Raw genomic sequence first — 24,676 nt, 5'->3', positions numbered from 1 at the left:
GGCCGCTACAAAAAAGGTAAAAAAGGCCGTTAAAAAAACAGTCAAAAAAGCGACAAAGAAAACAAACCGTAAACCCGTGAAAAAAAACTCACGGAAGCGATAGACTTTTCATTTCCCTTACCGGGCTGTATCAAAAGTTTACGAATACGATCGCAGCGGTTTGTACATCATGCCGAAAAATACACAGCGATATGTCGTAGCTTATGATGCAGCCTTTTTTATTTTATCTACAGATCAATAAATTCACGTCATTCTGTGGAACATCATTTTGATCGGTTCGTACAACGCGAGGCCTGTCTTTTATTTATCCGGACTCAGAAACCTATTTCATTAATTATTATTGACGCACACTATGTCCACTACGACACCCGAAAAATTTTCGATTAAAACGTTTTTCAGTCATATTCTCGACGGCATTCGTGGCACCGAACACGATTATACGGAAGGCAGTCTCGGAAAAGCGATTACACTTTTATCCATACCGATGGTTTTGGAAATGTTTATGGAATCGCTGTTCGGTATTGTGGACGTGTATTTTGTCAGTCGGCTTGGCCCGGATGCGGTAGCATCCGTCGGGTTAACCGAATCCATGCTGACAATTATTTTTGCCGTGGCGATCGGCCTGAGCATGGCGACGACGGCCATGGTTGCTCGGCGTATCGGGGAACACAACCCCGAAGCGGCTTCCATAGCGGGTTTTCAGGCCGTACTGATCGGCGTGGCCGTTTCCTTACCGGTCAGCGTGATCGGACTGACGATGACGCCTTGGCTTTTGGAGCAAATGGGCGCTTCGGCCGGTATCATCGAAAACGGAACCGGTTATGCCGTATGGATGATCGGCGGCAATCTCACCATTGTTTTGCTTTTTCTGAATAACGCTATTTTTCGCGGCGCGGGTGATGCTGTCACAGCCATGCATGCTTTGTGGGTTGCCAATTTGCTCAATATGATCCTCGATCCGATTTTTATTTTTGGTTTTGGTCCCGTGCCGGCCATGGGTGTTACCGGCGCGGCCATAGCAACCAATATCGGTCGCGGCGTGGGTGTGTTGTTTCAGTTATACATTCTGATTTATGGAAAACGGCGACTTGTTTTTTCGCCGGCCGTGATGCGATTGGATCCCGAAGTTTTGTGGAACCTGATCAAAGTATCGGTGGGAGGTATTTTCCAATTTTTTATTACGACAGCAAGCTGGCTTGGGCTCGTACGTATCGTAGCAATGTCAGGCAGCGCGGCTTTGGCCGGTTACACTATCGCCATACGCGTGATTATTTTTGCCATCATGCCGTCCTGGGGTATGAGTAACGCCGCCGCGACGCTGGTCGGTCAAAATCTCGGCGCTCAAAAGCCCGATCGTGCCGAACGTGCGGTGTGGTTCACGGCGCGCGCGAATATGTTCTTTCTCGGTGTTGTGGCAATCCTTTTTATTTCATTTGCAGAGATGATCATCGCTTGGTTTACCGATGATCCGCAGGTCGTTTATTACGCCGTGGATTGTTTACGCATCATTAGCTACGGTTACGTCGTGTATGCCTGCGGTATGGTGATGGTGCAGGCATTTAACGGTGCCGGCGATACACGCACACCCACGTGGATCAATCTCGGTTGTTATTGGATGTTCCAAATTCCTTTGGCGTATGTTTTAGCGGTTATCTACGGATTCGGTGCGCAGGGTGTGTTTGCCGCTATACCGATTGCGGAATCGGTTGCGACTGTCGTAAGCGTGATTATGTTTAGAAAAGGACATTGGAAACTGCAAAAAATATGATTTTTTTTTAATCATCACATACCAAAGGAAAAACGTTATGCGAAGTTTAATAACTATTTTTCTTACGATAAGTTGTTCATTGTACGCGCAAGTTTTGGATAACGATGAAACCGTAACCCGTGCGGATTCGTTGCGTGGTATGCTGACGCCGCTGCGAACATGTTTTGATGTGACGCATTATGCTCTGGATGTAAAAATAGATACCGTTACACGCCGTATCAGCGGAAGCAATATGATCACGTTGGTCGCAATGCAGGATTTTACCCGATTACAAATTGATTTGTTCGATCATTACACGATTGATCGGATCGAATGGAAAGGAAAAAAACTTAAGTTTTCTCGTGAGTTCAATGCCGTATTCGTAGAATTTCCTGAGACGATTCGCAAAAACTCTCGACAAAGCTTTACCGTGTTTTATTCGGGCACACCCATTGTTGCTAAAAACCCGCCCTGGGATGGTGGATTTATCTGGTCGCGTGACAAATCGGGAAATCCGTGGATTGCTGTCGCATGCCAGGGCTTCGGCGCCAGCAGTTGGTGGCCCAATAAGGATCACCAGTCGGACGAACCCGACAGTATGCTCATCAGCATTACCGTACCCAAAGGCCTTACCAATGTTTCTAATGGTCGCTTGCGAAAACAAAAAGATATGGGTTCCGGTTGGACGCGTTTTGATTATGCCGTTACGTACCCCATTAATAATTATAACGTCACATTCAATGTGGGCAAATTTGCGTATTTTGGAGAAACCTATACATCCTACGACGGTCAGAAGCTGACATGCGATTATTATGTCATGCCGTACAATCTCGAAAAAGCCAAAGTACAGTTTGCTCAAGTCAAAGGTATGATGGACGCGTTTGAAAAATCGTTCGGCAAATATGCGTTTTATCGTGATGGATATAAATTAGTCGAGTCACCGCATTTGGGTATGGAGCATCAAAGCGCCGTAGCGTATGGTAATAATTACGTCAACGGTTACAAAGGCACAGGGCAAGCGGCGGAAGGATTGTTGTTTGACTTTATCATCATTCATGAAACGGCGCACGAATGGTGGGGCAACGCCGTAGGTTCCAATGATCTAGCCGATATGTGGATTCACGAAAGTTTCGGAAATTACGCCGAAACGATTTATCTCGAAGGTGTGTACGATTATCCGACGTCTCTGCGCTATATCAATGCCAATAAAACGCTCGTCAAAAATGACCGTCCGATCATCGGTCCGCGGGGCGTGAATAAAGAAGGCTCCGGCGATATGTATCCCAAAGGCGGACTGATGCTCAACACGCTGCGCAGCGTAATCAATAATGATAAACTTTGGTTTGAAATATTACGCGGTATTCAGGATACGTACCGTTACAAAACGATAGATGCCGATTCTATCTTCAATTACGTTCGCCTGAAAACCGGAACGGATTACGGTTATTTTTTTGATCAATATCTCAAACACAAGGCGTTGCCCAAACTCGATGTCGCGCTATTCAAAAAAGGTTCGACTACGACGATGCGATACCGCTGGACGGCGGATGTTAAAAGTTTTCGTATGCCTATTCGTGTAACGACAACTAAAGATCGGTATGAATGGGTCACGCCGACGACGGAATGGCAGATGATGAAATTGGAAAACCTGGATCCGAGAGATTTTAAGATCGAAGAAGATCGTTTTTATGTAGATAAAAACATCTATTGGATGTTTTTGGATGAACGCTTGCAATAACATCTTGTAATAAATTAACGTAAAGGCTATTGCCGCATGTACGAACTCATCGCTTTCGGTCTTTTATGTTTTACATCTTTTTTTTCAGTGATCAATCCGCTGGGTGTGATGCCGGTTTTTCTGACGATGACGGCGGATCTTGATGCCGCGCATCGGAACAGCACGGCTCGCAAGGCCGTGCTGGTGGCGTTTATCAGTATGGTCGGCTTCGCTTTGTCAGGGCAATTGCTTTTCAAATTTTTTGGAATTTCCGTGGATAGTTTTCGCGTGGTCGGCGGCGTGATATTTTTTATGATGGGATATGAGATGCTTCAGGCGCGCCTGAGCCGTGTCGAAATCGACGAAGAATCGGTCAAATCGTACGTGGAAGATATATCGATCACACCGCTTGGAATCCCCATGATCTGCGGCCCCGGAGCGATCACGACGTCCATCGTTTTAATGGAAGATGCCAAGACGTTTGAAATGAAAGCTGTTTTGCTCGGCGTAATATTGCTCATCTGCCTGATCACTTTGATCGGGCTTTTAGGCGCAAGTCGTTTCGTAAATATTCTCGGTGAAACCGGAAATAAAATCCTCATGCGCCTGATGGGCCTTATCATCATGGTTATCGCCGTCGAATTTTTCTTCGCCGGTATCAAACCGTTTGTCGTACGCATGATGCAAACGGTCGGATGAAACAGAAAGCCGCTTGTGTTATTCTAATACATTTCCGTCGCTGTCTATATATCGGATAACACCCATATTGAGGGAACGAATTTCATTTTCGATTTGTTTGCGATCACCGACGATCACCCAAATAAGATGATCCGGTTTCAATAACGATTGCGCCGCCTTTCGGGCATCCGCGGATGAAAGATTTCGGATCGATTGTGCGTAATGATCAAAATAATCATCGTTAAATCCGTACTGGACTAACTGCTGAAGCGAACCTAATACCGCGTTATTCGTTTCCCAAGTACCCGGCAGTTGCAGTACTTGATTGGATTGTGTTCTCATAAACTCTTCTTCAGACAGCGGCTTTATCGTAATAAAATCGGATATTTCTTTTCGTATTTCTGCGACGGATTCTTTGGTTTTATCACTTTGTACCGGTGCATAGGCGATAAACGGACGTTGCCCGCGTGCGTCCCACAGAAAACTGAAAGCGCCATAAGCCCAATGTTTGTCCTCACGTAGATTCATATTGATACGCGAAGTAAAATCACCGCCGAGAATATTATTCATCGTTTGAATGGCGATTTCATCCGGATTATTAGTCGGCGGCGCGATGTGTGCTGCAAAAATCGTGGACTGTTGTGAACCCGGCCGGTCCATCAGATATACCACAGGCGCATCGGGTATCTTTACCGACACTACATTTTTTTGCGGTGTTGTGCCGCTTTGCCATGCCTTCAATTTATTTTCAATCAATGGTATTATTACATCCGCTGTGGTATCGCCGACCACGATCAACGTGGCGTGATTGGGATGAAACCATGTTTGATGAAACCGTTTTAAATCGTCACGCGTGATGCGATCAAGTGCCGACTCCGTACCGGAGCCTGTAAAAGGTATGCCGTACGCGTGCGATGGTCCGTAGAGCAATTGCGGTAATACGCGCAAAGCCATCGGCACGGGTGAAGATTTTTCCTGACGAATACCGGCGCGCTGCTGTTCACGGAGACGAAGGAAGTCTTGTTCAGGAAACATAGGATGGCAAATCACATCGGCAAAAATGTCTAACGACGGCGAGAGATTATTTTTCAAAGTAGAAAGATTGACGGTGGAGACATCCAGTGATGAACCGGTCGTCAGTGTGCTGCCCAACATGGCTAATGATTCGCTGATTTCGAGAGAGGAGCGGCCGGCTGTACCTTCATCAAGCATGGCCATAGCAAGGCTTGCGGTTCCGGGAATGGATAAAGCGTCCGACGCATATCCCGCATCAAGCACGAGGCTCATATTGATAACGGGAACGGAATGCCGTGGTACTAAAATGATTTTAAGACCATTGGCCAAAGTATGACGTTCCATTTTCGGAAAACGAACTTCAGGCGGAACACCGGCTTCCGGCAACCGATTGCGATCTGCCGCGGCGTCGGTTATTCGGAATTCCGGGAACGGTTTGGTTGTCAAAGTATAATCACCGTCGCTTAGCCAATGCCGGGCCGTATCACGAAGCATTTCCGTTGTAACGGATTCGACATCGCGCATGTTTTTTTTGTAGGCTTGAGGGTTACCGCTAAAAATTTCCCCACGCGCCAATATATCCGATTTGCCGCCAAATCCGCCGATACGTTCGATACCGCGCACAAATCCTGCAAAAAATTGTGTGCGTACACGTGTGAGTTCTTTTTCGGAAGGACCCTCCGTGCATAGTTTGACTAATTCTTCATCTATGGCCTTTTCCAATTGAGTGATGTCTATTCCGGGGCGTGCTTTGGCCGTGATGGTAAATTGACCTGCGATTTCACGCAAATCCACGTACGCATTGACATCGGTGGCTAGCATTTCATCATATACCAAACGTTTATACAAACGTGAATTTTTTCCGCTGCCGAGGATATCGCTGATCAGATCCAAATGATGAGCTTCGGTCGTGCCCCATTCCGGAATATTCCATACTTTGGTGATTTTGGCGAGCGGCACACGATCATGGGTTTCAGCGCGTTGGTGTCCGCTGCGACGGGCGATCCATGATTTGTATCGTGAAACGGGGGGCCCGGAGGGTATTTCACCAAAATACTTTTTAGCGCGTACCAAAGCATCTTTGGGATCTATGGCGCCGGCGATGACAAGCACCGCATTGGCTGCGCCGTAATAATTACGAAACCAAGCATGGACATCCTCCAGCGAAGCATGATCCAGATCTTCCATAGAACCTATGACGGTCCATGAATAAGGATGACCGACCGGCCATGTGGCTTGCACGATCAATTCTTCTTCGACGGCATACGGTTCATTTTCGCCCTGACGTTTTTCATTTTGTACCACACCGCGCTGTTCGTCAAGCTTGGCTTGCGTGATCGCGCCGACCATGTGGCCCATACGATCAGACTCCATCCATAATGCTATATCCAATGCGGATACCGGTACGTTTTGGAAGTAATTGGTGCGATCTTCGTTGGTGGTACCATTCAGATTCGTGGCACCGATATTTTCCATGACCTGAAAATAATCCACATCCATGTGCTCGCTGCCGTTGAACATCAGATGTTCAAAAAGATGCGCAAAACCCGTTTTACCCGGTTTTTCGTTTTTAGATCCGACATGATACCACACATTCACCGCGACAACGGGTGCTTTGTGATCTTCATGTAAAATTACAGTCAATCCGTTGTCCAGAATGTGTTTTTCGAAAGGAATATCGATCATGGATTTTATCGCTCGCGTATTAGTTTTCAAATAAGTTGTGAATGAGTATCTCTAAACGGGATCATATTTTCAACGCAAAAAAAAAGCGCGGATGCGACCGCGCTTTTTAACGAATGTAAGATATTGTCTTACGATGCCAAAGGTTGAACATTCTTTTTATCGGGATTCCAATTTTCAAAACGACGAATGCGCGTTACCTGCATCTCGCTGATACCGTACATTTTGGCAATACGACGTCCGGTTACGCCGTTTTTAAGCATTTTGCGAATATCTTCGGCGTCGGCGGCTGTTATTTTGCTAGTATCGTAGCGCGATGCCCGATTTGCAAAGAAATAATAATGCACGCGCGGATTTTTTTGTGAAGAGCGTAATAGATGATCTTTGTGCGTGCCCCACATCAAGTTGGTCGCTTGATTATTGGTATGATCGCCGTTGATGTGAAAAACTAATTTCTGATCGGGTGATGGTGGCGGCAAAAAATAGCGCGCGACGAGATGATGAATGTAAACGCTCTGTTTGATGTTGTACTTGCGGAAGCTGACTACATAATGGCCTTTACCGGAGATACGCGGTTTCAGAATACGGCCATTGACTTTATCATAGTTAAAACTTTTTACCCGACCCATGTTACTGATAAAATACGTCGGATTTTCCCTCAATTGTTTCCAAATCTCCCCCACGATAGTATCGTGGTGTTGTTCCATCAGAATTCAAGACCTTTCGTTTATAAAAAAATAATAGACGGTAACGGATACTAATAAAAATCTATATAGATAACAAGAGGTGAATAATATTACTCACCTCTTGTTATATTTTTTATTTACCAAATTTGTGCGCGGCTGCTGTCGGTTTTTACCATACCGTCGCCTTCTTTGCATCCGAAGGCTTTGTAGAATTCCGGCATGTTTTCGAGTGGACCGTTGACGCGGAATTTTCCGGGCGAATGGGGGTCGGTGTTGATCATCAGACGCAGGCGTTCGTCGCGTGTGTTGGTTCGCCATATCTGTGCCCAAGCGAGGAAGAACCGTTGTTCCGCAGTGAACCCGCCGATTTTAGCCGGTGTTTTTCCGTTTTGAGCTTTGATCATGGCATCGTAAGCGATGGACAGCCCGCCGAGATCGGCGATATTTTCTCCCAGCGTGAGTTTACCGTTAACATGCATGGAGTCGATCGCGAGAAAACCGTCAAATTGTTTCACTACGCGGTCAGCACGGGATTCGAATTGTTTACGGTCTTCTTGGGACCACCAGTTTTTGAGATTGCCTTCGGCGTCATACTGGCTGCCTTGATCATCAAATCCGTGTGTGATCTCATGACCGATTACGGCGCCCATCGAACCATAGTTAAATGCATCGTCGGCATCGGGATTAAAAAATGGATATTGTAAAATGCCGGCGGGAAAAACGATTTCATTCATACCCGTATTGTAGTACGCATTGACGGTCGGCGGTGTCATGCCCCAGCGATTGCGATCCACGGGTTGTCCGACTTGCGCCAGTAATCGTTTGAATTCAAATTGTTGTGCGCGCATGACGTTGCCGAGATAGGATTGCCTGTCGATTTCGAGAGTCGAATAATCTTTCCATTTGTCCGGGTAACCGATTTTCACAACAAAGGTATTCAACTTGGCGAGCGCTTTCTGGCGTGTGCTGTCGCTCATCCAGTTCAGTTTCATCAGGCGATCACGGAAAGCTTCTTTTACATTGTTAACCATCGTGAGCGCTTTTTTCTTTGACGCGGGAGGAAAATATTTTTCAACATAGACCTGGCCGAGCGCATCGCCGAGCGATTGATCGGTGACGTTGCTGACACGTTTCCAGCGCGGTTGCATTTCTTTTTGTCCGGTCAGCGTTTTTCCATGAAATTCAAACGAGGCATTCACAAAATCTGAATTCATATACCGTGCGGCATAGTTCAGTACGTGAAAACGAAGGTAAGATTTCCAATCGGCGATGGATACCGATTGGATCATGCCACTGAGTTCTTTGAAAAAATTGGGTTGGGCGACGTTGAGGTCTTTCATTGCGGAAAGACCGAGGCCCTCAAAATAAGTTTTCCACATGAAATTGGGAGCCGTTTTTTCCAATTCCTCAACCGTCATCTTATGGTACACGGCATTAGGGTCACGTTGTTCGACGCGGGTCATGGAGGCTTTAGCTAATTGCGTTTCGATTCCCATGATCGCCGACGCGGCTTTGACGGATGATTTTTCGTCCATGCCGGATAAAGTTAAAAGTTTTGCGATGTATTTTTCATAGGCCGAACGAATGGTTTTACTTTTTTCATCCGTTTTGGTGTAATAATCGCGATCGGGTAAACCGAGTCCGCCCTGGTACGCGTTTGCGATCATCATGGTGCTGTTTTTATCGTCTTGTCCGACAAAAACATTAAACGCCGGATCCATCGCCAACTGATGATAATACGATAACACGACGGCTAGGTCTTTGGTGTCTTTGATACCGTCAATGCGTGCAAATTCCGATGCCAGAGATTTTAATCCGGCAGCTTCGATGCCGGCGCTATCCATACCGGTATAATAAAAATCGCCGATTTTTTGTTGGTTGGAACCTTTCTGAGCGTTTTTATCGTTGGCTGCGGTTTCCAATAAACCGCGCAGTGCCGTCGTATTAAAATCGGCTAATTCATTGAAGCTGCTCCAGCGGCTGAATGCAGCCGGAATGGGATTGTTTTTCAACCAACCGCCGTTGGCGTACTGATAAAAATCATTACACGGCGCAACCGTAGTGTCCAAGTTTTCTGCTTCGATGGTTTTGCCTTTGATCGTCGGCGCTTTATCAGCGCAGGCGATATAGGACAGCGCGGTTATACATAACAATGCATGCATAAAGAAACGTAACGTTCGCATAAAGGGTTTACTCCGATTATTATGGATGTAATTTTTTAGGCGAACAATAGTAGGTAAAGAGCGAGATAAATGCAAAAAATTATAGTATAAAATTCAGGCGATAAAAACACGCCTTTTTCTTGAGCATGTAAACCTGCGCTGATACATATTTATTTATGGTTTGGTATGACGTTTTCGATATCAACGGCGTTTTTTTGCTTTGATATAACAAAATATAAAAAATTATAGCTATCTATATTTTGGTGAAGTTTAATGCAATGGATAAATTTTAGAGTGATAAAAATCATTGACTTGATGAAAAAAAATTTCTATAGTAATATGCGTTTATTTCGGATTATTGTCTCTATTCTATTCTATTCTATTCTATTCTATTCTATTCTATTCTATTCTTGACGTGAAAGAATAATATAGAACTGCATTGAGATAATGATTTCGCCAAAAGGGGGGTGGTTGTTTTCTTCATCATTTGATTTTACCTAATAAAATTACTTACGCGTAAACTGTAACGGCATATATGTCATTACATAAAGTCTTACGCCTGAAATTGAAGATTATGTTTAACCTGAGAACAAAAAAGGGAAGAACGATATTACCGTCTTGAACCCTAGGCAGGTACAAAGAAACAAAGTAATATGTCCTTCCCCAGTGCAATATAAAACGCAAAGGACGTTTATGCAACTGTTCTCGTAATTATGGAGTGTTTATGAAGAAGTTATTTGTATGGTTAGGATTTGTTTTTTTTACGATTTCTTGTTCGGAAAAAAATACTGAAACATCAATAGAAACAGATCGTGCATCCCGCACCGGACTGGAAGAAGTGGCAAAGGGCCTTGTACAGGATCCATCCTGGGTTACTGCCGAAAATTTGGCTATGCTTAAGAATGGATCGGTCAGGTTAAGCGAAATTACCGCCAATCGATCTCTTTCAAAAGTTTCCGCCAACGGCAAACCGGTTGAAATCGAGCTTTATCATAACTCAAAAATAGATGGTCTCGCCAAAAAATTTGATGAAGGCTCCTACTATGTAAGCCTTGATCCTGATGTATTTCATTTCGGACAGGAAACTGAAGAAGAAATAGACGGTTTACCTGTATTGGAAATCCCGGCTTACTATATGAATGAAGGCACGCTTACAGAAACGACCGTCACGCTTGACCCCAATAATTCTACCGAAAATCTTATTTTCTTTGTCAACTATGCCTACGATAATAACGTGGCGCTTGGCAAAACAAATATTGTTCCCGGTGTTTATTTCGGATTCAGGGCTGTGAATCTCAAATACAAGAGTGACGAAAGTTACGAGGAATTTGAAGTCTATTTTTCCGATGGGTCGGATCCCATCAATAGTTACTTCAACGGTACAACGAATCATATTTTTAATGGTATGACCCGTCCTGATGCCGGAGGAGCTTCACGATATTATCCGGATGTAAACTCTAAACTGACTTATACAACGCTTAAAGATCAGGAAATTGCATTGGTACGCGTGGATAATCTTACCGACAGCGTCCGTATGGTCGCCATAGAAGCAGACTGGAGCTCAGGCGACTATATAGAGGATAATATCGCGGGTAAATATAATCGGGATCAGCAAGCGGGTACAATCAGCACATTAGCGACAGACTATTACGATATGACGGATAATACCAAAAAAATTCAGGAAAACTCGGCGTATTATGTTCAGGAGCGGAGAAGTCTCAATGACGATCGTTACGAAAAAGGAGCCATCAAAAGCATCAATCTGCGCACATTGAATGCTCGTACGGACAATGGCGCAATCTTTATTCAGACTGTAAACGCCAACGGCGGTGCACTCCAACACATGGACTGGACTATCAAGATGATCACGTATCAATGAGCTATTGAACGCACGCTTTATACCCTATCCGGCCTAAAAACCGGATAGGGTTTTATTTACGGAGTTGTTATGAAATTTTTTTTCGGTTTCTTTATCGTTTGGGTATTTTATGGGTGCGCAGGATGTTCGGAGGATAAAAAAAAGCCTTATGACGGTCGTCTGGATAAAGACTATGATCTTATCATCGCCCATGCTGTACCGGATGAAGACCGTAAATATCCCATCGAAGTATTTGTAGGACGATTACTGGCTGTCTATCCGGATTCGACCGATGCCGCCAATCTGCTCGACTTTACGATGCAGATCCAGCTTAGAGCTTATGTGGAAGACTACCGTGGCGTACTTACATACCACGACGATGCCAAAGTCTATATGACCGCCGGAGGCGCGACCGTAGAGCTTGAGCATGTGGGCAAAGGCACCTATCGGGATGTGGCCAATGCCCTGCACATATCGGCGCTGGAGGTGTGTTCGCTCCGTGTGACGCGCCCGCATGGCAAGGAGTACAAGGCGACCGTACGCGTACCGGACAATATCACGATCACTATCCCTCTATCCGGCGATACTATCACGGTTTATCCTAAAAAACAAACTCCGGTTTCTCCGCTTTGCGCAGCGTCGGCTTCGATGTCGGGCCCGGAGGTTTCAGGCGCATACATTTATCGTTTCAGAACGCCTTATCCTCTTGACCCCAACGACCAAGATCTTGTGTTTTTACAATCAAAAAATAAGTCAGGGTTAGCCGCGCAAAGAAATGAATGCGTTCCAGGTGATGTATATGATGTGATACCGTGGTATGTCTCCATGGCGATGGATACGATACTGACCCGGGCATGGGGCATGCGCGAAACTACAGGGTTCGCATATGATTTATTTGATTCGCTTACGTATTGGAGATACAATGCTCCGATCACATACAGGTCAAATATCACCGATGAAGACGGTCGCAAGATAGCCGGATATTTCGGAGCCTATACGTTATCGGATACTATTAGTTTTGTTATCGAAATGAAACCCGATTCATGCACTTGCGATTGACATAGGGTAGTGCTCGGCTTTACGTTACGTACTATGGCGATTTATGAAATATGAATTTCCCCGCTAAGAGTAGCGGGGTTTATTTTTTTTCAAACAAAAGCACCTTATTCTTGCGCATGTAAACCGGCACTGATACATTTAGGCTCATTCGGTGAGCCAATGAGGTATTGTAATTCTATAAACGCGATTAGTTTGATCGCATCACCGTTCTGATCTCAAACCGCCTTTTTGAGTGACGAACTACGGATAAATTTGATGGTTTCTGGTTTTGTGGGAACGGCTGACTGATGTCTATACAATTATCAGGTTTTTTATAAATAGACCATTTCACATGGAGTGTGTATGAGAAAAATATTTTTTATTTATTTTATGACATCGTCGTTGGTTGCGCAGATCATACCTGAAAATCGTCTCGTGCACACGTATTCGATCGTCGCGCGCGATCCCGAAACCGGTGATATGGGCGTCGCGGTGCAGTCCAATTGGTTTTCCGTCGGATCGCTTGTGACTTGGGCGGAGGCCGGTGTCGGTGCGATCGCTACACAATCGTTTGTCAATCCGTCGTTCGGGCCGCGCGGTCTGGAACTCCTGAAGCAAGGCAAAACGGCGCAGGAAGTACTTAAAATGTTAATTGATTCCGACGAAGGGCGTGCCGTTCGCCAATTGGCTATCGTAGATGCCAAAGGAAATGTTGCCGCTCACACGGGCGAAAAGTGTATTCCCGCAGCCGGTCACGCGTTAGGCGAACAATTTTCAGTTCAGGCGAATCTGATGCTCAATGACAAAGTATGGCCGGCGATGCATAAAGCTTTTAAGGAAGCGCAGGGGCCGCTCGCCGAACGGATGGTTGCCGCACTGGAAGCCGGGCAAAGCGTCGGAGGCGATATTCGCGGTAAACAGTCCGCCGCCATTCTTGTCGTTAAGGCGAAAGCTACCGGAAAAATTTGGGAAGACCGGATGATTGAGTTACGCGTTGAAGATCATGCCGAGCCGGTTCTCGAAATACGCCGCCTTCTCAAAATGTATCGCGCTTACGAACTGATGAATAAAGGTGATTTGGCTATCGAGCACCACGAAATGGACAAGGCGATGGCTCTGTATGGTGGTGCTGAAAAAATGTTTCCCGATAACCTTGAAATGCAATACTGGCATGCTGTCGCACTGGCCAACGCCGGTAAAATGAACGATGCGCTCCCGATGTTCAAAAAAATATTCGCCAAGGATAATAATTGGCGTATTCTCACGGAACGTTTACCGGGTGTGGGTTTGCTGACAGTCAAACCGGAGGAATTTAAATCTATTCTTTCACAATAGTTTTTGATCCCTGGCGATAATCGTTTTTAAGTATAGAAAGGAAGCTCAGTCGTATGAAATTCTTCAAAATAGGTTCTTATATCCTACTGTCTACGACCTTTATTCACCTGCTCGGTCATTTTCAGGAACGAATACCGGCCAACGAAACCGAAAAACAACTATTTGAACTGGCTCAAAATTATAAATTTGAAATCATGGGTAGTTCACGTTCACTGATGGATTTTCAAAACGGATTTAGTTTGTTTTTCGCGCTTTTTTGTTTGTTTGTCGCCGTTTTAAATCTTTTTATCGCTTCACGGATGACCGATCGGATAGAAGTGATGCGCGGGGTTTTGAAGATCAATATAGCCGGTATGGCGATAGCCACGGGAATATGCACCATGTATTTTTTTGCTGCACCGCTGACATTTATGACCTTGCCGCTCGTTTTCTATAGTATCGCTTACATACAAATACCTCGTACCTGACAGATATAAAGCGAGTACCAAATTATTGTATTTTTGAGCAACCCGAACACCGGGGAAGTGTTTTGGTCGTAACCGTGCTATAATAATTTTTGCTAATTTATTTCTTGCCTTAAACTTAAGTAAAATCTATATTTCCGCTTATTGTAAAGTAATAAACTGTAAAAATGTCAGTACTTAAAAATGGCTAATCTTTCATCATCCAAAGGCAAGCTGATCGTCTTTAGTGCTCCATCGGGTACAGGAAAGACCGCCATTAAGAATACCTTGCTCAAGATGGACCCGACGTTGGTATTTTCCATTTCGGCGACGACACGTGCCAAACGTGAAGGTGAGAATGACGGCAAAGATTATTACTTTATTTCAGAAGAGGAATTTAAAGATCACATACAGAATGATGATTTTGTGGAATACGACCACCATTTCGGAAATTATTACGGGACATTACGTATGGCCGTCGAACCGGATCTCCGAATGGGTTGTAACGTGATCATGGATCTGGATGTCAATGGCGCGCTCAACGTAAAAAAATCATACGGAGGGACCTCGGTACTTATATTTATTAAACCGCCTTCTATGGATGAGCTGCGTAAGCGTCTTATGTCCCGTGGTACAGAAACAGAAGAAACGTTGAAAATACGCTTGGCGCGCGTGCAAGAGGAAATGGATCGCGCGCATTTATTTGATCACGTTGTGGTCAATGATACCATCGAACGGGCTGCCAACGAAATTTTGGATATCATCCGTCGCTGATATGCCAGCTGATACCGCACATAACGATCAACTCCGCAGTTTCGTTCTGAACAGTAACGAAACGGAGATCGAAAAGAACCTTCGTTCAATCGGAGAAAGCATAGGGCTTTACGGCGAATCAGAAACCATCCGAACCATCATTCGGGATGTATGCCGGGTCGCTCCGTCGGATGTGGCCGTGCTGGTGATCGGTGAAAGCGGCACAGGTAAAGACGTGATGGCCAAAGCCATACATCAGTTGAGTGCGCGTCGCAATAAACCGCTGGTGATCGTCAATAGCGGCGCCATCGCGGAGGGTATTTTGGAAAGCGAACTGTTTGGCCATGAACGCGGAGCGTTTACGGGTGCAGTTTCTGAGCGTAAAGGGTATTTTGAAACCGCCAACGGCGGTACAATATTTTTGGATGAAATCGGCGACATGCCGCTTCAAACGCAAGTGAAACTCTTGCGCGTTCTTGAAACCGGTGAATTTTTAAAAGTCGGCGGTTCGGTCGTCCGGCGGTGCGACGTGCGTGTGATCGGCGCGACCAATCGCAATTTGGAACAAATGGTGCGCCGTGGTGAATTTCGCAAAGACTTGTATTATCGTCTCAAAGCGATCACCATTACGATGCCGCCGCTACGTCAGCGGCGGGCGGATATACCGGTATTGATCAAGCGGTTTACCGATGATTATAGCGCGCAGACGTATGCCAAGTTTCGCGGTTTTACCGCGGAAGCGATGGATATGATGGTCAACTACCGCTGGCCAGGCAATGTACGCGAATTGAAGAATTTTGTTGAAAGCCTGATTACGATCAAGCGCGGTGAAACGGTAACGGCGGAAGATATTACCAAGCAGTTGGAAAACTTTAAAGGTATTGATGCGTTTGAAAATGACGCTGACGATACCATGTTGCCGATTCCCACACATATGACACCGGAGCAAGCGGAGCGGGAACTGTTGTACAGAACGCTTCTGTCGCTGAAACGGGATGTGGATGATATCAAACATTTTTTGGTTGCTAAGTTTGGCAACGTACCGCGGCCTTTGGGCGGCAGCGATTTTCCGCACGCCGGATACGCACCGCACTTTGACAAAGAAACTCGCGACGGTAAGATCGTTGAAACGGAAGTGTATAACGTGGACGAAGGGCAAGAGCGCGACAGTCTTTCGCTGAGCGATCTGGAACGGGATATGATCATCAAGGCGCTCAAAAAATTTGACGGCAAACGTAATGCCGCCGCGCGTTCCCTGGGACTGTCCGAGCGCACGTTGTATCGCAAGATCAAGGAGTACAATCTCGATCTGTGAACGTCGAGCCGGTACATGTAACGATGAAAAGTTATTTCAAATATTTGTTCTTTGGCATACTGCTGATCAGTCTTATCGGATGCGTCTATTCGTTTACCGGAGCCAACCTTGGTGAACTGAAAACCGTCGCCGTTCCGATGTTCGATAATTTGACGGCCGAACCCGGTATTCGCGAAAAAGTCACCACCGGTCTGACGCAGGGTATATTGGACGACAATAACCTGCGCATAGCCGATTTCAAATCCGCCGATGCCGTGCTGAGCGGAAAAATCACCCAAGTTGATGATATCGTGTTTGCCTTCGAAGGCAGCGGCAATCAGTTTACCACATCGGATTACAAGATCACTATTACGGCGATCATTAAATTTGAAAATCGCCGCGAGAAAAAAACAATGTGGGAAGAAACATTTTCCGGATGGGGGCGTTACGCACTCACCGGTACCCGCAAACGCAGCGACGGAATGGAGGATGCGATCAAGATGCTGACGCAGAACGTGATCAATAAGGTTACGTCGGATTGGTAATTATGAGTAATAAAAAACCCTAATTTTTTTACCCTTTAAAAAACCCTAATACCCTAAACCCTAAACTCGAGATGTTCTTTACCATGGATGCAGGTTCTTTCTTATTCTACGCGTACCTCGCGTGTATGACGGTGCTGTTTGTTTTCAGCATGCACAATTTCATCATGATTTATTATTTTTTGAAGCATCGTGATGATCATCCGCAACCGTCAGAAGACTGGGTACACTTACCGGAAGAAAAACTTCCGGTGATCACGATTCAGTTGCCGATTTTCAATGAAAGTACGGTAGCCGAACGGCTGATTTTGGCGACCAGCCAGCTGGATTGGCCGAAAAACAAACTGGAAATTCAGGTGCTGGATGATTCGACGGATGACACCGTCCAACTGACGCGGGCATGCGTCGAACGCTTGGCCGCGCAAGGTTACATGATTCGTCTGTTTCATCGTACGGATCGAAAAGGTTACAAAGCCGGCGCTTTGCGCGAAGCGCTGGAGTATGCGCACGGCGAATTTGTCGCGATTTTTGATGCGGATTTTATTCCGGAAAAAGATTTCCTGCGTAAAGCGATGCCGCATTTTTCCCAATCCCGGATCGGTATGGTGCAAAGTCGCTGGGGCTATTTAAACGAAGATTTTTCGATGCTCACCAAAACACAGGCGATCGGGCTCAACGGACATTTTGTGATTCAACAGTTGGCGCGTAACCGTGCAGGCTTTTTTATTAATTTCAATGGTACCGGCGGTATCTGGCGCAAATCCTGTATTACCGATGCCGGTAATTGGCACGACGATACGCTGACCGAAGATTTGGATTTGAGTTACAGAGCGCAGCTCAAAGGATGGAAGTTTGTTTATTTGAATGATATTGTGGTGCCCGGCGAATTGCCGATAGGTATCCATGCATTGAAAACGCAACAATTCCGCTGGACCAAAGGTTCGGTGGAAACGGCGAAAAAATTAGTACCGAAAATTCTGAAAGCCGAACTGCCGATGTGGACCAAAATCCAATCGCTTTTTCACCTCACGGCCAATTTTTCGTACATTTTTGTCGTGATTTCGTGTTTGCTCAATTCTTCCATTTTGTTTTTACACAACGAAAACGGACGCTTTAATGTTATTCTCGACATTATGGCGGTATTCGTACTCAGTATGTTGGGTCTGTTTATATTTTTCTTCTACTCGGAAAAAATGATCAACCCCAACTGGAAGAAAAAGATGGTTATTTTGCCGGTGCTTATGATGGGAAGTATCGGACTTTCGATCAGTAATGCAAAAGCCGTAATCGAAGGTTTTTTTGATATCAAGTCGTCCTTCGTACGTACCCCCAAATGGGGCACGATGAAACGCAAAGAAAAAACACGTTTTCATGGCGTGAAATTGGATGCACTTTTTTTGATAGAATTGTTGTTTCTTGCTTTTATTTTGGTATCTTTAGTAGTCGGTATTCGCAACTACTATACCGAAAAAGCCAACTTCATCGGCATGATCTTTTTTAACGTTTGGATTCTTGTCGGGTTTTCGATGGTGGTATTCCTGTCCTTGAAGCATTTTTACGACAACCGAGCCTCGGCATAACGCGAATATCAATTTTTCCTATGGCCAAAGCAGAAAAACAGGCGGTCCCCGCCGTCGGCAATAAAGCGATTCTCGCTGAAGTGACGCTCATTGATGCGATCAAGCAGATTGAGAGCAAACTGGCGTATCAACCGGAGAGTGTGCGCTTCGCACAACTTGCGGATGCGTACCTTGACATGGGGCAGTACGATCAGGCGATAACTATTCTTACCGACGGACTACAAAAATTTCCATACTATGATACGGCCCGCCTGATTTTGGCCAAGGCGTACTACCGGCGCGGTGAAAAAAAGCAGGCGCAGGAGTATATTCGTGAATTTCTCCAATCGCATCCGGCACACGTAGCGGCGCATAAATTACTCGGTGATTTGGCACTTGAAGAAGATGATGTCGTTTCTGCGGTACAAAAATACCGCGTGGCGTTGCGCTTCGATCCGATTAATAAAGCACTGATCCAATCGCTTGTTGACCTTAAAGATCAATATCAAAAACTGAAGGCTTCGCGCTCTGAAGAAGAAGACGAGGACGGCGTGCGTTCCGTTGTTCGGAAACCTGTTTCATCCGCGGAACGCCCTTCACCGACAGCGGAAACACCTGCAGCAAAAGCGCAACCTTCCTTTGAACCTCCGGCTGAAAAAGAAGAACTGAAGATGCCGACCGAAATGGTCGAAGATCTTATCGTCAAAGAAATGACAAAGAAAAAAGCGGTTCCGGTCGCGGAGGAAGTAAAATCTGAGCCCTTGGCAGAGCCGGTGCTGGAAGAAAAACGTGATGAATTGATTTCGGATTCGGCGAGCGAAGTATCAACGACGGTCGCACAAACCGCGGCCGAAACGTCCGATGTGGATGAAGCATTAAAAGCGTCGGCAGCGTGGATCGATAGCGAAGGCATTTTGTATTTTTATGATGATGAAGAAGTGTCGTTTGCTGAATTCAAGCAGCGTCAGGAACTGAAAAAGGTCGGTCGTGCGGCGATCATGGATCGTGCGGCGCTGGATAAAAAAATAGCCGCCGCCGGAGGTACTGTCAAAAAACAGGTTGCTCCGGAAAGTCCAAAAGAGAAAACGGAAGAGATTCGCGCCAAAATCGAAACACCTGCTGTCAAAGAAGTGCCGACGGCGCCATCTGTTAAAAAAGAAATTCCCAAACCCGAAGAAAAACCCGCATCGCAGCCCAAAGTCGTCAAACGGCCTCCTGAGCGTAAAGCGGACGACTACAAACATGAAGTACATAAGGATGATACCATTCATCGTCATGTGGACTCGGCATTTGGCAGCGGTGAAGATACGGGTGTGTTTATTACGCCGGAACAGGAGACGGCCTTTTTTGAAAAAGCATCGGCTGAAGATAATGAAGTCGTACCCTATTCCGAAGTAGCCGATCAAGATATATTGACAGCCGAAGAACAAGAAGCGGCGCTGGATGATCTTGAAATGTCTTACAAAGACTATCTGGATGTACTGACAGATGAAGCCGATCTTGAAGAATCGCTTTTCAAAGACGATGAAGAGGAATCCGTCGTCGCTGATGATGAAACCGACGCGATCACGGAACGTTTGGCTAAAGTCCAGGCTGCATCGGATGATGATTTTATCGACGAAGAAGACGCGCCGATGAGTTATAGCGATTACCTCGAACGCGTCGAAAGCGATGAAGAGCGCAACGAAGCGTTGCTGGATGATGATAATGAGGTCATGCGTTTTGCTGCCTTTGCCGGATGGTTGGATACCTGCGATGATACGATTGATTACGCGACGTATCAGATGATGGAAGGTTTGGAAGAGCAAACGCCGAAAAATGTTGCCTCAACGGAAAGTGTAATTACCGACGAAGAACCCGCGATATCCTATGCCGCATATGTTGCAGGCCTAAGTGATGAAGCGGAGCGCGCGGAAGCGCGGTTGGATGCAGTCACGGAGGAAGTACCTAAAGCTGTACAACCGGCTGCAATCATTCCGGAAAAAACGGAAGAGAAGCCGGCGCCTGAGATTAAAGCTGTGGAAGAACCGGTCAAACAACCGGAGATGCCTCAGACGGAAGCATTTGTAACGGAACTGAAGCAAATAGATACGCCGAAGGTCGAAACTAAAGCACTTGTTGCTGAAGCGCCTCCGAGAGTACCCGTCGTTCAGGAAACGCCTAAACCGGTAGTCGAAGCTGTAAAAGAAGAAACTGCAAAACCGGTCGCCGTGGCGACAGCTGAAGAAGAGGCGGAGGTTGTCACTGAAGAAGTAGAAATCACCGAAGAAGACATTAACCCGCAAGATGCGACGATGGAGATGGTTGAAAAATTTGCACAAGCGGGCCAGTTTGGTATGTCCTATAAAGTTTGCAAAATGCTGAAAATGAAAAATCCGACCGATGCCAAGGTGGATCGCAAAGTGCTGGAACTCAAGCGCCTGTACCTTTGGAGCAGTCAGCTGGTCGGTTAGTTATGGTGGATTGGTAATTTTCGTTGCCCCCTGAATCAATGTTTATATAGGAGTCTTGTCATGAATTTTCCCGAAGAACTACTTTACGCAGCAAGCCACGAATGGGTACGTCTCGAAGGCGATATAGCTACCGTCGGTGTGTCTGATTATGCGCAATCTGAATTAGGCGATATTATTTTTCTTGAGCTCCCTGAAGTTGGCAAAAAAGTTACCGCAGGTCAGCCCTTTGGTTCCGTCGAAGCGGTAAAAACTGTAAGCGATCTGTATGCACCATTCTCGGGTGAAGTGATCGAAGTAAACGGCGTACTGGCCGACAAAGCCGAAACAATAAACAGCGATCCGTACGGTAACGGTTGGATTGTAAAAATCAAAGTTTCCGATATGAGCGCTAAATCAAGTCTTTTATCGGCAAATAAATACCGCGAATCAACAGCGCATTAATCGGACTTCACACGGCTTTGCACTATGAAATCTAGAAAAAAAACGTCGCTCAAAAAACGATCTTCCAAAAAGACCGTGGCCTCGCGTACGGCAAAGCCCGTGCAATCAAAATCCAAAAAGAAATCAACTACAGCGACTAAAAAAAGCAAGCCCCGCTCTTCTTCCTCCGTAATTCTTTCAGCACAAAAGACGCCTTCGTCGGTCATCACACCGATGATTCGCGCATTATTGGATTCGGCGGCATCCGGCATATTGGTGATTGATCATCAACGTCGTATCGTAGCCGTGAATGCCAAGTTCTGCGATTTGTTCAATGCGGACGAACCGACACTGACGTCATGGAAAGAATCGGATTTAGTGATGCGATTTACATCACTGGTCCGCGAGGCGGAACGATTTACTAAAGAACGTGACCTGATTGACAACGAAAACTACATCGTGTCGGATGAAATCGAATTCACACACATGTCGGGTCGTTTTTTTCTCCGACAGATTTTACCGATACCCGATGAACGGGGAAAAATCGTCGGTCGCCTTTGGAAATTTCGTGATGTCACGTATGAACGGCATATTGCGGTCGTGTACCGTGATATAGAAAAGAAGAAATTCGAGTTTGAAGAAAAAAATCAGGAACTCGAAAATGCGTACCGCCGCCTTGAGGAAATGCGACGCGATGTCGTCGAAGCCAACCAGCTTAAGTCCCAGTTTCTTTCCAATATGAGCCACGAACTGCGTACGCCGCTTAACTCCATCATGGCGTTATCAAGCATTCTGCTGGCGCGTATGGACGGTGAATTGACCGAGGAACAGGAAAAACAAATTCGCATTATCGAAAAAAGCGGCAAAAATTTGCTGGCCTTGATCAACGATATTTTGGATCTTTCCAAAATCGAGTCCGGCAAAATGGATGTATTTTTTGCAGAATACGCCGTTCGTGAATTTGCCGACAGTATTCGTATGACCGTTCTGCCGATGGTGCGTGAATCCAATCTGGAAATGGAAGTGGATGTTGATGAGACACTGGACATTCACAGCACCGATGAAAATAAGCTCAAACAAATACTGCTCAATCTTTTATCCAATGCGATCAAGTTCACTCCGCACGGCAAAGTGCGATTGCAAGTTCGTCCCACCAAATTTGCCGATGTTCTCGAATTCTCGGTAATTGATACGGGTATCGGCATTGATCGCGAAAACTACGAAAAAATTTTTGATCCCTTTCGGCAACTCGACGGTTCGGCCACCCGAAAATACGGCGGCACCGGGTTGGGGCTTGCTGTAACCAAACGTATGGTGGAGCTGCTCGGCGGTAAAATTTCCGTCGAAAGCGAAATCGGAAAAGGTTCAACATTCAAATTTATTCTTCCGGCCAAAAAACGCGGTGACTCGAGCAAGCCGTTTAGTGCGCAAGAAATTGAGGCCATGTTTACCCGCAAGCAAGATGAAGCGGACCAACTTATAACCGACAGCGCGATCGATTCGGCTAAAAAAACTGTACTTTTGGTAGATGATGATAAAGAAACGTTGTATGCGTTTCGGAAATATTTTGAAGAAGAACATTACAATATTCTTTTCGCGCAAGACGGCGAAACGGCGTTGGTCAAATCTGCGCAATATCGTCCGAACGTTATCACTCTGGATATCATGATGCCGCGCAAAGACGGTTGGGAAGTGCTGCAGGAACTGAAGAAAAATCCCGATACTAAAAATATTCCGGTGGCCATCGTTTCGATGATTGACAATAAGAAACTCGGATACAGCCTCGGTACGTCGGATTATTTGGTAAAACCCGTACAGCGTGATGCGTTTATGAAACGCATTCAAAAGCTGACGGAGATGAAGGGATTGCGTAAAATTTTGATCGTGGATGACGACTTGTCACAGGCCGAACTGATCGAAGAAATTTTGGAGAGCGATGATTTTTTATCAGAGGTCGCGACCAGCGGTGAAAAAGCCATCCAGGCGGCCCGACGCAAATCCTACGACTTGGTAATTCTTGATTTGATGATGCCGCAGATTGACGGCTTTGCCGTTTTATCGAGTTTACAGAGTGACCCGATCACACAAAATTTACCGGTACTCGTATTGACCGGCAAATTACTTACGCAGGAAGATCATCGGAAACTTTCAGGTAACCATTATTATATTTTCCAGAAAAGCGCATTCTCACGCGAAAAATTACTGGAGCAAATTCACCGCATCATGGAGGCTGAGCGTAACGCCGCAAAACCATGAGCCGCACGTATAAAATCTTAATCGTTGACGATAATCCCGACCATGTGTACTCCCTGCGCAAAACGTTGCAACGGCCGGAGTATGTGTTTTTTGAAGCGCACAGCGGCGAAGATGCATTGGGCTCCGTAACGGCGCACGATCCCGATATCATGTTGCTGGACGTACGTTTGCCGGGCATTGACGGATTTGAGATTTGTGAAAGTATTCGAAAAATTTCCGCGCATCTGCCCATTGTTTTTGTTACGGCCAATCTTAAAGAGTTTGTTGATCAGGTTCATGGGTTTGAAAAAGGCGGTGATGATTATGTGATCCAGCCGTACGATCCGCGTGAACTGGCGATCAAAGTAAAAGCACTCCTGCGCAATAAAGTTCTATACGATAGTTTGCTCCAGGAAGTCAGCAAACTTGATCGCATGAAAGCGGAGCTTCAACAGCATAATGAAGAACTAAAAAAAGTAAATAATAAGCTCGAAGAAAAAACCGAACATCTGAAGTCGCTTACGGTAACGGATCCGCTCACGGCGCTTTTCAATCGTAAATATTTTCACCAACGCATCAATAAGGAAATCAGCGCGGTCAAACGCTACAAAGCCGAAGCCAGTGCGGCGATGGTAGATATCGTCAACTATAGCGGCATTAACGAACAGTACGGTGTACCGCAAGCCGACGTCATTCTTAAGGAAATGGCCAGCCTGTTGGTCAATAGCGTCCGTAATTCCGATATTGTGACGCGTTTTGATGGCGGTAAATTTGCCGTTATTTTTACGCACACTTCCGAAGACAGTGCGTTGATCAAAGCGCGTATGATCGTGGAAGCCGTAGCCGCATACCCATTTCCCATTTACGATGATCTTATTCCGTCTGAAAAAATAAATGAACTGGATAAAAAAGAAATCCGAATCCGTGCAAAAATATCGTTGACCGGATTAAATCATGACTGGGTGCGCACGGAAGCCGATCTCATCGAAGCTTTTGAACGATCCTTATTGCAAAACCGCTCAAATCAAGACTATGTATTTTTTGCCCGCAAGTAATCCC

At 45.8% G+C, this 24,676-nt stretch carries 18 protein-coding genes; 15 read left to right on the top strand and 3 right to left on the bottom strand.

The window, feature by feature from the left end:
* The first annotated feature begins 352 nt into the window (after window positions 1–352).
* Genes HUU58_11600 through HUU58_11590 form a run of 3 tightly spaced genes read left to right on the top strand, consistent with a single transcriptional unit; the run spans window position 353 to window position 4,163 of the window.
* Window positions 353–1,768, top strand: coding sequence for an MATE family efflux transporter (locus HUU58_11600; GenBank protein ID NUN46316.1), 1,416 nt, complete (start codon window positions 353–355; stop codon window positions 1,766–1,768).
* A gap of 37 nt (window positions 1,769–1,805) precedes the next feature.
* Complete coding sequence (locus HUU58_11595; GenBank protein ID NUN46315.1) at window positions 1,806–3,485, top strand: M1 family metallopeptidase; 1,680 nt, start codon at window positions 1,806–1,808, stop codon at window positions 3,483–3,485.
* 36 nt (window positions 3,486–3,521) lie between these two features.
* Window positions 3,522–4,163, top strand: coding sequence for an NAAT family transporter (locus tag HUU58_11590; protein NUN46314.1), 642 nt, complete (start codon window positions 3,522–3,524; stop codon window positions 4,161–4,163).
* An 18-nt stretch (window positions 4,164–4,181) separates the two neighbouring features.
* Here HUU58_11590 and HUU58_11585 read toward each other — a convergent pair whose 3' ends face one another.
* The 3 genes from HUU58_11585 to HUU58_11575 form a co-directional block, all read right to left on the bottom strand.
* Complete coding sequence (locus HUU58_11585; GenBank protein NUN46313.1) at window positions 4,182–6,842, bottom strand: insulinase family protein; 2,661 nt, start codon at window positions 6,840–6,842, stop codon at window positions 4,182–4,184.
* A gap of 128 nt (window positions 6,843–6,970) precedes the next feature.
* Window positions 6,971–7,546, bottom strand: coding sequence for an HNH endonuclease (locus tag HUU58_11580; protein ID NUN46312.1), 576 nt, complete (start codon window positions 7,544–7,546; stop codon window positions 6,971–6,973).
* Between the two features lie 116 nt (window positions 7,547–7,662).
* Entirely contained in the window at window positions 7,663–9,594 is a 1,932-nt protein-coding gene (locus tag HUU58_11575) for a M13 family metallopeptidase (protein NUN46311.1), read from the bottom strand.
* Window positions 9,595–10,411: 817 nt separating this feature from the next.
* Here HUU58_11575 and HUU58_11570 point away from each other — a divergent pair.
* The 12 genes from HUU58_11570 (at window position 10,412) to HUU58_11515 (ending at window position 24,672) form a co-directional block, all read left to right on the top strand.
* Window positions 10,412–11,566, top strand: coding sequence for a hypothetical protein (locus tag HUU58_11570; GenBank protein ID NUN46310.1), 1,155 nt, complete (start codon window positions 10,412–10,414; stop codon window positions 11,564–11,566).
* 69 nt (window positions 11,567–11,635) lie between these two features.
* Window positions 11,636–12,604, top strand: a complete 969-nt coding sequence (locus HUU58_11565) for a hypothetical protein (protein ID NUN46309.1) — start codon at window positions 11,636–11,638, stop codon at window positions 12,602–12,604.
* A gap of 342 nt (window positions 12,605–12,946) precedes the next feature.
* Window positions 12,947–13,918 carry a DUF1028 domain-containing protein gene (locus tag HUU58_11560; GenBank protein ID NUN46308.1) on the top strand — a complete coding sequence of 324 codons (972 nt, stop codon included), beginning with the start codon at window positions 12,947–12,949 and terminating at the stop codon, window positions 13,916–13,918.
* A gap of 53 nt (window positions 13,919–13,971) precedes the next feature.
* The gene (locus tag HUU58_11555) at window positions 13,972–14,385 is read left to right on the top strand and encodes a hypothetical protein (GenBank protein NUN46307.1); all 414 of its coding nucleotides are present in this window, start codon (window positions 13,972–13,974) and stop codon (window positions 14,383–14,385) included.
* Window positions 14,386–14,565: 180 nt separating this feature from the next.
* Complete coding sequence (gene gmk / locus HUU58_11550) at window positions 14,566–15,135, top strand: guanylate kinase (GenBank protein NUN46306.1); 570 nt, start codon at window positions 14,566–14,568, stop codon at window positions 15,133–15,135.
* Between the two features lies 1 nt (window position 15,136).
* Complete coding sequence (locus HUU58_11545) at window positions 15,137–16,429, top strand: sigma-54-dependent Fis family transcriptional regulator (protein NUN46305.1); 1,293 nt, start codon at window positions 15,137–15,139, stop codon at window positions 16,427–16,429.
* Entirely contained in the window at window positions 16,426–16,953 is a 528-nt protein-coding gene (locus HUU58_11540; protein NUN46304.1) for a hypothetical protein, read from the top strand. Before HUU58_11545 ends, HUU58_11540 begins: the two co-directional genes overlap by 4 nt.
* Before the next feature lie 125 nt (window positions 16,954–17,078).
* Window positions 17,079–18,530 carry a glycosyltransferase gene (locus HUU58_11535; protein ID NUN46303.1) on the top strand — a complete coding sequence of 484 codons (1,452 nt, stop codon included), beginning with the start codon at window positions 17,079–17,081 and terminating at the stop codon, window positions 18,528–18,530.
* Window positions 18,531–18,550: 20 nt separating this feature from the next.
* Window positions 18,551–20,962 carry a tetratricopeptide repeat protein gene (locus HUU58_11530; protein ID NUN46302.1) on the top strand — a complete coding sequence of 804 codons (2,412 nt, stop codon included), beginning with the start codon at window positions 18,551–18,553 and terminating at the stop codon, window positions 20,960–20,962.
* Between the two features lie 60 nt (window positions 20,963–21,022).
* Complete coding sequence (gene gcvH / locus HUU58_11525) at window positions 21,023–21,403, top strand: glycine cleavage system protein GcvH (GenBank protein ID NUN46301.1); 381 nt, start codon at window positions 21,023–21,025, stop codon at window positions 21,401–21,403.
* Window positions 21,404–21,427: 24 nt separating this feature from the next.
* The gene (locus HUU58_11520) at window positions 21,428–23,638 is read left to right on the top strand and encodes a response regulator (protein NUN46300.1); all 2,211 of its coding nucleotides are present in this window, start codon (window positions 21,428–21,430) and stop codon (window positions 23,636–23,638) included.
* Entirely contained in the window at window positions 23,635–24,672 is a 1,038-nt protein-coding gene (locus HUU58_11515; GenBank protein ID NUN46299.1) for a diguanylate cyclase, read from the top strand. The genes HUU58_11520 and HUU58_11515 overlap by 4 nt, the downstream gene beginning before the upstream one ends.
* Window positions 24,673–24,676: the final 4 nt, after the last annotated feature.

It is taken from the genome of bacterium, assembly GCA_013360215.1.
Taxonomy (GTDB): Bacteria; CLD3; CLD3; order SB21; family SB21; genus JABWCP01.
The sequence above is the reverse complement of the archived record's forward strand: the minus strand, read 5'-3'. Positions and strand labels throughout refer to the sequence as shown.

Bases quoted from the DNA above. Each gene is read 5' to 3' on its own strand.
- HUU58_11580 (NUN46312.1), bottom strand. From the start codon at position 7,546: ATGGAACAACACCACGATACTATCGTGGGGGAGATTTGGAAACAATTG.
- HUU58_11520 (NUN46300.1), top strand. From the start codon at position 21,428: ATGAAATCTAGAAAAAAAACGTCGCTCAAAAAACGATCTTCCAAAAAG.
- HUU58_11555 (NUN46307.1), top strand. From the start codon at position 13,972: ATGAAATTCTTCAAAATAGGTTCTTATATCCTACTGTCTACGACCTTT.
- HUU58_11560 (NUN46308.1), top strand. From the start codon at position 12,947: ATGAGAAAAATATTTTTTATTTATTTTATGACATCGTCGTTGGTTGCG.
- HUU58_11530 (NUN46302.1), top strand. From the start codon at position 18,551: ATGGCCAAAGCAGAAAAACAGGCGGTCCCCGCCGTCGGCAATAAAGCG.
- HUU58_11585 (NUN46313.1), bottom strand. From the start codon at position 6,842: ATGATCGATATTCCTTTCGAAAAACACATTCTGGACAACGGATTGACT.
- HUU58_11595 (NUN46315.1), top strand. From the start codon at position 1,806: ATGCGAAGTTTAATAACTATTTTTCTTACGATAAGTTGTTCATTGTAC.
- HUU58_11590 (NUN46314.1), top strand. From the start codon at position 3,522: ATGTACGAACTCATCGCTTTCGGTCTTTTATGTTTTACATCTTTTTTT.
- gcvH (NUN46301.1), top strand. From the start codon at position 21,023: ATGAATTTTCCCGAAGAACTACTTTACGCAGCAAGCCACGAATGGGTA.
- HUU58_11535 (NUN46303.1), top strand. From the start codon at position 17,079: ATGACGGTGCTGTTTGTTTTCAGCATGCACAATTTCATCATGATTTAT.
- HUU58_11565 (NUN46309.1), top strand. From the start codon at position 11,636: ATGAAATTTTTTTTCGGTTTCTTTATCGTTTGGGTATTTTATGGGTGC.
- HUU58_11515 (NUN46299.1), top strand. From the start codon at position 23,635: ATGAGCCGCACGTATAAAATCTTAATCGTTGACGATAATCCCGACCAT.
- HUU58_11570 (NUN46310.1), top strand. From the start codon at position 10,412: ATGAAGAAGTTATTTGTATGGTTAGGATTTGTTTTTTTTACGATTTCT.
- HUU58_11545 (NUN46305.1), top strand. From the start codon at position 15,137: ATGCCAGCTGATACCGCACATAACGATCAACTCCGCAGTTTCGTTCTG.
- gmk (NUN46306.1), top strand. From the start codon at position 14,566: ATGGCTAATCTTTCATCATCCAAAGGCAAGCTGATCGTCTTTAGTGCT.
- HUU58_11600 (NUN46316.1), top strand. From the start codon at position 353: ATGTCCACTACGACACCCGAAAAATTTTCGATTAAAACGTTTTTCAGT.